The following is a 6633-nucleotide window of genomic DNA, read 5'->3' as shown; positions in this document are numbered from 1 at the left end:
CTCCCCGGCCCTCCCCTCAAGGGGGAGGGGGCGATGGAGCCGCGGCCTCCGCGCATCCGAATGCGCCAAAAGTAAACACTGCCCTTATGAGCGGCGCCTATCGCGCTTGGGTTTGAGCGTGCTGCACACCCCCTCCCGGCCTCCCCCTGAAGGAGGGGGAGGAGTTGCATCCGGTTTGCTGAGATAGACCCTGCCCTAGCCTGGCTGGGTCTTTTGTTTTTTGAGAGTGTCGAGGGCCTCAGACAAGCGGGGGTGGCCGACCAATGCGGCCATGGCCCAATGGCCTGCTATCCAGTCCGCCTCGCCGTTCCAGTGCCGGTCGACCAGCCGGTTGACGGCAGCAAGGGCCTGGTCCTCGGCGCCGGCCAGGGACCAGGCGCAAGCGGCATGGAAGGCCAACCAGTCGATTTCGGCTTCGCCGGCTTCGAAATGCGCCGCCAGCGTGCGACAGGTCTGCGGATCGAGATCACCGACATTTTCCGCCGGCAGCGAGGCGCTGTATGCCAGCGTGGCGGCGGGCGCGCCAACCGCGAATTTGCGCGCGATTGCGGCAGAGGCGCGATTGGAAGCGTGGCAATGCCAGCCCACCTCGGTGAACCCGGCAGCATCGAGCGCGCTCAGCACCGCGGCCACCAATTGGACGGCCAGCCCGCGGCGCCGCCAGGCCGGATGCACCCAGACCCCGATTTCGCAGCGCTTGCCGACGATCAGATCAGGCAGGCAGCGGGCGATTTCATTGGTGCCCTCATAAAGCCGATGCCCCAGACCATCGGCATCGACCGCCAGCACCAGCGGCGGCGGCAAGCTAAAGCCATAGCGCGCCGGCCGAAGGCGGAAGGCGAGGCGCGGATGTGGCAACATGTGGCGATTGGGCAGGATGCGATGGATGGCGCCCAAGGCCACCGGATCGACATGCAGATAGACCCAATCGGCCAGCAGCTCCGCTATCGACCGGGCGAGCGCCGGATCGTGGGTGGTGCCGACGAGATAGGTGCCTTCAGGCCCGTCGATGACGGCCAGTCGCGGCTCGGCCCCGTCATTGACCCAGACCCGGCCCTCCGCCGCGCCGGCCAGAACGGCGGCGATGCTGCCATGCAGACCCGCCATGGGTGCAGCAAGCGTGGACAGGCGACCAAATCGGGCCGATTCAAGGGCGACAAGAGCAGTCATGGCAATAGCATAGCAGCGCCATGGGGCTTGTCACGCGGGCGGTGTCATCACCAACGCTGATGCAAGCCATTCCAATTATCGTTTGGCGTGATGAAAGGGCCGGGCCTATGCTGGCGCATCCGCTGGAGAGTCCAACATGTCCACCGTCCGCCCGGCCGTTCCCTTGCCCCTGGTCATCGTCGCCGGCTGCATCATCGCGGCCATCGGCTTCGGCACGCGCGGCGCCTTCGGGCTGTTTACCCTGCCGGTCACGGCCGATCTCGGGCTGACGCGGGAACAATGGGGCATGGCCATGGCCATCCAGAACCTGGTCTGGGGCATTGCCCAGCCGTTCGCCGGCGGCTTTGCCGACCGCTACGGCACCGGCAGGGTGCTGGCAGTGGGCGGGCTGGTCTATGCCCTGGGCGTCCTCGGCATGGCGTTTTCGACCGACGCGCTGACCATGACCATGACCGCAGGCATCGTGACCGGCGTCGGCATCGCCATCGCGTCGTTCGGCGTCGTGATGGCCGCGTTCGGTCGTGTGGTGCCAGCGGAAAAGCGCAGCTTCGTCTTTGGTATCGCCACGGCGGCATCGTCGGCCGGACAGTTCATTTTCGCTCCGGTCGGCCAGGGCTTCATCTCCGCCTTCGGCTGGCAGATGGCGCTGGTCTATATCGCGGTGCTGCTGCTGCTGATCGTGCCGCTGGCGAGCGCCTTGCGCGGGCGCACCGAGTCGGTGCCCGGCCAGGCCGACCTGCCCTTCATGGAGGCGCTGTCGCGGGCCTGGGGGCATGGCTCCTACCGGCTGCTGGTGATCGGCTTTTTCGTCTGCGGCTTCCACCTGGCCTTCATCAATGTGCATATGCCGGCCTATCTGGTGCAGTGCGGCCTGTCGCCGGAAGTGGGCAGCTGGACCATTGCGGTGATCGGGCTGTTCAACATTGTTGGCTCGCTGCTGTCGGGCTGGCTGGGCAGCCGTCTGCCCAAGCAATTGCTGCTGGCCTCGATCTATTTCCTGCGGGCCATCGCCATTGCCGCCTTCCTGCTGTTCCCGGTCAGCGAAGTGACCGCCTATGCCTTCGCCGCGATGATGGGCCTGCTCTGGCTCTCCACCGTGCCGCTGACCGCGGGGCTGGTGACGCTGTTCTTCGGGCCGCGCTATATGGGCATGCTCTATGGCATCGCCTTTCTCAGCCACCAGCTGGGGTCGTTCGTCGGCGTGTGGCTGGGCGGCTATGTCTATGACGCCACCGGCGCCTATGACCTGGTGTGGTATCTGGGCATCGTGCTCGGCCTGGCCTCGGCGGCCATCCACATTCCGATCAACGAGCAAACCGATACCAATTTCACGCTCAAGCGGGCGTAAAGCCGCGCTCGACTTTATTGGCATAGTGAGTTGCCAAATGAGGGCGCGGGGTTCATGGTCCCGCGCAATGTTTCGGCCCCTTTCTGCGCGGCCCAATAGAGTTTCTTAAATGTCCGATCATGCCACGCGGGTTCTTCCCCGCATCGAATTCATTGCCCTTATTGCTGCCCTTATGGCGCTCAACGCGCTGGCCATCGACGTCATGCTGCCGGCCCTGCCCTATATGGGCGAAGCGCTCGGCATCTCCAGTGAAAACGAGCGGCAGTTCGTTGTGTCTTCCTATATGCTGGGCATGGGTATCGCCGTGCTCGCCTTCGGGCCGCTGACCGACCGCTTCGGGCGGCGCGGGCCGCTGCTGGTGGGTGTCGGTATCTATGTCGTGGCCGTGATCATCGCCGCTTTCGCCCCGAATTTCGCGATCCTGCTGGTGCTGCGCTTCATCCAGGGCATGGGCGCCGCCAGCGTGCGCGTCATCGCCACCGCAGTGGTGCGCGACCGCTATTCGGGCCGCGAAATGGCCGAGATCATGTCGCTGACCTTCATGGTGTTCATGGCCATCCCGATCATCGCGCCGGGCATCGGACAGGTGCTGCTTCTGACCGGACCGTGGCAGGCGATCTTTATCTTCATGGGCCTCTTGGCCGCCGCCTTCTGGGTGTGGACCTATCTGCGCCTGCCCGAGACGCTGCCGGAAAGCCAGCGCCGTCCGCTGGCCCTGCGCAGCGTCCTCGACAGCTTCCGCATCGTTTTCACCAATCGGGTGGCGATCTCCTATGGGCTGGCCGGCATGTTCCTGTTTGGCGCGCTGTTCGGCTTCATCACCTCGTCCCAGCAGATCTATGTCGATATCTATGGGCTGGGCGTCTACTTCCCGGTTGCCTTTGCTGCCATGGCCGGGTTGATGGCGATTTCCTCCTTCACCAATTCCAAGGTGGTGCGCCGCTTCGGCATGCGGCGGCTGTCGCACGGCGCCATGCTGGTATTCACGATCTTCTCCGCCATCTGGCTGGTGCTGGCCCTGATCGGCTATCTGCCGCTCTGGCTGTTCTTCAGCCTCCTCGCCATCATCATGTTCGCCTTCGGCTGGGCCTCTTCGAACATGAATTCGCTGTCCATGGAGCCGCTGGGTGCGGTTGCCGGCACGGCGGCCTCGGTATTCGGCTTCGTGCAGACGGTAGGCGGGGCCGTGCTGGGGAGCCTCGCCGGACAGATGTTCAACAACACCACCATTCCGGTGGCGACCAATTACTTCCTGATGGGCGTGATGGCGCTGGTCTGCATCCTCGTCGCCGAAAAGGGTAAGCTCTTCGGCGTCGGCGAGCAATATGCCAAGTCCGACGCCCCGGTGATGGACGCGCACTAATCGGTGCGCGTCTCCGACTGCAGCAGTTGGCTGCGGTCGGAAAAAATGTGGTCGACCAGGCCCCAGGCCAGTGCCTCCTGGGGCGCCATATAGCGGTCGCGCTCCAGCGCGGCCTCGACTTCCTCGTAAGTGCGGCCACAGTGTTTGGCATAGATCTGGTTGGTGAGGCGCTTGAGGCGCAGGCTCTCCTCGGCATGGATGAGGATATCGGTCACCTGCCCCTGATAGCCGCCCGAGGGCTGATGCAGCATGATCGAGACATTGGGCAAAACCGCGCGCATGCCCGGCGCCCCGGCGGCCAGCAATAGTGTGGCGGCGGACGCGGCCATGCCCATGCACAGCGTGCCCACCGGCGCCTTGATGAACTGCATCGTGTCATACATGGCCAGGCACGCCGTCACCACGCCGCCCGGCGAATTGATGTAAAGATAGATGGGCTTGGCTGGGTTTTCGGATTCAAGAAACAAGAGCTGGGCACTGACCAGCGAGGCCATATTGTCCTCGACCGGTCCGTTGACGAAAATGATCCGCTCGCGCAGCAGCCGCGAATAAATGTCGAAGGCGCGCTCGCCTCGGCTCGATTGCTCGACCACCATAGGGACGAGTTGCATCATGTCGCGCATCGGCGACCTCCTGAGTTTGATGGCAATGAAGGGAAGCGCCCGGAGGGCGCGTATCAGGCCGCGCGCAGCATGAGCGCGACGCTGTCGTTGCTGTTTGCCGCCGCTGGCACGGCCAGAGGCGCATGGGTCAGGCGGAAGCCGGTGCGGCCGTCCTCCTGCGGCGTCAATTCGAAGGTGACGACACTATCCTCTATCGCCGGACCATCCACAGGCGCCGGTTCGCGCCAGCGATAGCTGACGCGTCGGTTTTCCTCGGAGGCGATGACATCGAGCGCCGTATCGGCCGGAGGCTGCAGCCAGCGCTCGAGATATTCGGGAATGGTCAAAGCCCGCCAGACCTTTTCGGGCGGCGCATCGAGCGTGGTCTCAAACACCAGCATGTCGTCGGCGTCGGTCATTGATCCATCTCCCTCAGCAGATCCTTGAGATTGTCGATGCGGCTCGGCCAGAAATCGCGGTAGCGCGCCAGCCAGGCATGGAGCGGAGCGAACCCGTCGGGATCAACGCGGTAATGGGCATAGCGCCCCTCGCGCCGTTCCTGCACCAGCCCTGCCCCGCGCAATACCGCCAGATGTTGCGACATGGCCGGCTGGCTGATGGCAAAGCCCTCGCGCAATGCGGTGGCCGTCAACTCGGTGCCGCTCAGCCGCTCGAGAATGGCGCGGCGGGTTGGATCGGACAGGACTTTGAACAATTCGGTTTCACTCATGCCGATAGATAAGCACAGACTTATGAGTCGTGGCAAGCGCTGGATGGAAGCCTTGCGCCAATGCGGGAGCGCGCTAGGCTGGGGCCATCTCTCCCACGGATTCCTCCATGCCCATTGCTACCGGCCACACCTATCTCGCCATTCCCGGCCCCTCGGTGATTCCCGAGCGGGTGCTGAATGCCATGCACCGCGCCTCGCCCAACATTTATGAGGGCGAACTGATCGCCCAGACCGAAGTGGTGTTCAATCAGCTCAAGCGCCTGGCGGGCACGCAGCACCATGTGGCCATCTACATCGCCAATGGCCATGGCGGCTGGGAGGCAGCGCTGAGCAACATGTTCTCGCGCGGCGACAAGGCATTGGCGCTGGGCTCGGGACTGTTCGGGACCAATTGGGCCAAGACGGCCCAGCGCATGCAGATCGATGTGGAGATGCTCGATTTCGGCCGCGCCGCCGCCGATCCCGAGCAGGTCACAGCAGCACTGGCAGCGGATCGAGAGCGCCGCATCAAGGCGGTGCTGGTGACCCATGTCGATACCGCCTCGGGCATCAAGAACGACATCCCGGCGCTGCGGCGGGCCATGGACGAAACGGGGCATCCGGCACTGCTGGCGGTGGATGCCATTGCCTCGCTGGGCTGCGATGAACTGCGCATGGATGAGTGGGGCGTGGACGTGCTGGTGGGCGCCAGCCAGAAGGGGCTGATGCTGCCGCCCGGCCTGGCGCTGATCTGGATGTCGGACAAGGCGGCGGCGGTGGCGCGCGCTGCCGACCGCAAGACGCCCTATTGGGATATCACGCAGCGCATCGAAGCCAGCCAGTATTGGCAGCATTTTGGCGGCACCCCGCCCACGCACCATATTTTCGGCCTGCACGAAGCGCTCGGCATGATGCTGGACGAGGAAGGGCTCGACGCGGCCTGGGCCCGCCATGGTCGGCTCGCCCGGGCGATCTGGGCCGCCTTCGATGCCTGGGGCGCTGGGGACAGCGGCATTCGCCTGATGGTGGAAAACCCCGCCTGGCGCGGCCATTCAGTCACTGCCGCCACCATTCCCAATGGCGGTGCCGGGGCCTTGCGGCGCTGGATGGAACAGGAAACAGGCGTGACGCTCGGCATCGGCCTCGGCATGGCACTGCCCAGCGAGCCCGAATATGACGACTTCCTGCGCATCGGCCATATGGGCCATGTCAACGCCCATATGGTGCTGGGCGTGCTGGCCTGCATGGACGCGGGGATGCAGGCGCTGGGCATCGCTCGTGGCAGGGGCGCGATTGAGGCGGCGGCAGCGGCGCTGGAGTGAGGTGGGAGCCGCCCATGCGAGGTCCCTCTGAGCGCATGGTCGGGCACGATAACGCCTCCCCCTTCTTCAGGGGGAGGTTGGGAGGGGGTGTGCAGCACGCTCAAACCCATATGCGATAG

7 protein-coding genes are annotated in these 6633 nt (G+C 64.8%); 3 read left to right on the top strand and 4 right to left on the bottom strand.

The window, feature by feature from the left end:
* Positions 1-195 precede the first annotated feature (195 nt).
* On the bottom strand, positions 196-1170 hold the full coding sequence (locus tag DEVEQU_RS18690; RefSeq protein WP_126152123.1) for a GNAT family N-acetyltransferase: 975 nt from the start codon (positions 1168-1170) through the stop codon (positions 196-198).
* A gap of 136 nt (positions 1171-1306) precedes the next feature.
* Here DEVEQU_RS18690 and DEVEQU_RS18685 point away from each other — a divergent pair, with 136 nt between their 5' ends.
* Both DEVEQU_RS18685 and DEVEQU_RS18680 read left to right on the top strand, forming a co-directional pair.
* A complete protein-coding gene (locus tag DEVEQU_RS18685; RefSeq protein ID WP_126152122.1) occupies positions 1307-2518 on the top strand; it encodes an MFS transporter in 1212 nt (403 codons plus the stop codon).
* Between the two features lie 109 nt (positions 2519-2627).
* Positions 2628-3881, top strand: a complete 1254-nt coding sequence (locus tag DEVEQU_RS18680) for a multidrug effflux MFS transporter (RefSeq protein WP_126152121.1) — start codon at positions 2628-2630, stop codon at positions 3879-3881.
* On the opposite strand, the gene DEVEQU_RS18675 is transcribed toward DEVEQU_RS18680, so the two are convergent.
* The 3 genes from DEVEQU_RS18675 to DEVEQU_RS18665 are packed head-to-tail and all read right to left on the bottom strand — an operon-like array spanning position 3878 to position 5213.
* Positions 3878-4504 carry an ATP-dependent Clp protease proteolytic subunit gene (locus DEVEQU_RS18675; protein ID WP_126152120.1) on the bottom strand — a complete coding sequence of 209 codons (627 nt, stop codon included), beginning with the start codon at positions 4502-4504 and terminating at the stop codon, positions 3878-3880. The genes DEVEQU_RS18680 and DEVEQU_RS18675 overlap by 4 nt on opposite strands.
* Before the next feature lie 53 nt (positions 4505-4557).
* Positions 4558-4902, bottom strand: a complete 345-nt coding sequence (locus DEVEQU_RS18670) for an SRPBCC family protein (RefSeq protein WP_126152119.1) — start codon at positions 4900-4902, stop codon at positions 4558-4560.
* On the bottom strand, positions 4899-5213 hold the full coding sequence (locus DEVEQU_RS18665) for an ArsR/SmtB family transcription factor (protein WP_126152118.1): 315 nt from the start codon (positions 5211-5213) through the stop codon (positions 4899-4901). Before DEVEQU_RS18665 ends, DEVEQU_RS18670 begins: the two co-directional genes overlap by 4 nt.
* A 107-nt stretch (positions 5214-5320) precedes the next feature.
* On the opposite strand from DEVEQU_RS18665, the gene DEVEQU_RS18660 reads away from it, so the two are divergent.
* Entirely contained in the window at positions 5321-6514 is a 1194-nt protein-coding gene (locus DEVEQU_RS18660; RefSeq protein WP_126152117.1) for a pyridoxal-phosphate-dependent aminotransferase family protein, read from the top strand.
* Positions 6515-6633: the final 119 nt, after the last annotated feature.

The organism is Devosia equisanguinis (assembly GCF_900631955.1).
In the GTDB taxonomy this organism is placed as follows: domain Bacteria; phylum Pseudomonadota; class Alphaproteobacteria; order Rhizobiales; family Devosiaceae; genus Devosia; species Devosia equisanguinis.
Note: the sequence above shows the minus strand (reverse complement) of the source record. Positions and strands in the feature narration are given on the sequence as shown.

Coding starts and splice junctions, on each gene's coding strand:
- DEVEQU_RS18690 (WP_126152123.1), bottom strand. CDS start 1,170: ATGACTGCTCTTGTCGCCCTTGAATCGGCCCGATTTGGTCGCCTGTCC.
- DEVEQU_RS18685 (WP_126152122.1), top strand. CDS start 1,307: ATGTCCACCGTCCGCCCGGCCGTTCCCTTGCCCCTGGTCATCGTCGCC.
- DEVEQU_RS18680 (WP_126152121.1), top strand. CDS start 2,628: ATGTCCGATCATGCCACGCGGGTTCTTCCCCGCATCGAATTCATTGCC.
- DEVEQU_RS18675 (WP_126152120.1), bottom strand. CDS start 4,504: ATGCGCGACATGATGCAACTCGTCCCTATGGTGGTCGAGCAATCGAGC.
- DEVEQU_RS18670 (WP_126152119.1), bottom strand. CDS start 4,902: ATGACCGACGCCGACGACATGCTGGTGTTTGAGACCACGCTCGATGCG.
- DEVEQU_RS18665 (WP_126152118.1), bottom strand. CDS start 5,213: ATGAGTGAAACCGAATTGTTCAAAGTCCTGTCCGATCCAACCCGCCGC.
- DEVEQU_RS18660 (WP_126152117.1), top strand. CDS start 5,321: ATGCCCATTGCTACCGGCCACACCTATCTCGCCATTCCCGGCCCCTCG.